2 protein-coding genes are annotated in these 1,174 nt (G+C 69.1%); both read right to left on the reverse strand.

Going from position 1 to position 1,174, the window contains the following annotated elements:
- Positions 1 to 294, reverse strand: a 294-nt coding sequence (locus EII42_RS12090) for a hypothetical protein (RefSeq protein ID WP_148098056.1), incomplete at its 3' end; no start/stop codon positions are given.
- Positions 295 to 407: 113 nt separating this feature from the next.
- Entirely contained in the window at positions 408 to 728 is a 321-nt protein-coding gene (locus EII42_RS13045; protein WP_158676508.1) for a hypothetical protein, read from the reverse strand.
- Between the last annotated feature and the right edge of the window lie 446 nt (positions 729 to 1,174).

Consider the following 1,174-nt stretch of genomic DNA (forward strand, 5'->3'; position numbering starts at 1 on the left):
GCCACCAGCTTCCGGAGACTGCGGCACCAACGTCTGCGACAACCCCAAGAAACCCCCCGACGAGCCCCTGAAAAACCCGAACTCTGCCTGCGCATCCGAGCCACCATAGAGTCCGTCTGCGGTAGCGGAGCGCTCGTCCCATTGCTTCATCGCGGCGTCCAGGCTGCCGAAATCGGTGGTGTGGGACATGTCCCCAGAAGGCCGGTAGGCCCCGCCACCGGCCGAGCGCACCCCGCGTTCAGCGGCTTCGCGGCCCCTGCGGCGCAGATCGTCGAAGCGTCCACTTTCCGCCATCGGCCCAGAAGCCCGACCCCGCAGTGCACCGGTTGGGGTGGTGGCACCGAAATCACCGAACCCGCCACCAGAACCCGCCGGCACACCCCCAGCACCCTCGTCAGGGGAAGGTGCTACCGGGGCATCCTTACCCGGTGTGGGCCGAACGAAGCCATAACCACCACCCGGCCCACCCGGAACACCCGGAACACCCGGGTAACCAGGCTGACCAGGACCACCAGGACCACCCGGAACACCCGGAGAACCAGGCCAACCAGGACCACCCGGAACACCCGGAGAACCAGGCCAACCAGGCCCGCCGGGATAACCGGGGTAACCGGGGTAACCGGGCTGGCCGGGATAGCTGGGGTGGGGGTCCCAGCCCGCGCCCACGCCAGGCACCCCGGGCTCGCCCGAACCAACCGGCCGCCCATCCGGGTCGAGGGGACGCCCATACGGATCGAGAGGACGCCCATACGAGTCGAGGGGCCGCCCATCCGGGTCGAGGGGATGCCCATACGGGTCGAGGGGCTGCCCGTCCGGGCCTACCATCACAGGACCCGCCGTGGCGGGATCTGCCCCAGCAGCAGCCAAACCACCACCAGACAGACCACCACCAGACAGGCCACCACCAGACAGGCCACCACCGGGTAGACCACCACCGGGTGTGGCCGGTGGGGTGGTCGTACCAGGATTCAAACCAGCAGCCCGCGCTACCTGACCCACCGCAACCTGCGCCTGGCCACCAGCCAACTGCGCACCCACCCCACCCACACCAGCAGCAGCAGCGGGAGCACCCCCACCAGCGGGGCCCAGACCACCACCTACCGGCATCATCGGCGGCATCCCACCACCACCAGCAGCCGAACCCTTATCCCCCTTACGAGCCTTACCCGGATCC

Origin of the sequence: Tessaracoccus sp. OH4464_COT-324, from assembly GCF_003932855.1 — a bacterium.
Lineage (GTDB): Bacteria > Actinomycetota > Actinomycetes > Propionibacteriales > Propionibacteriaceae > Arachnia.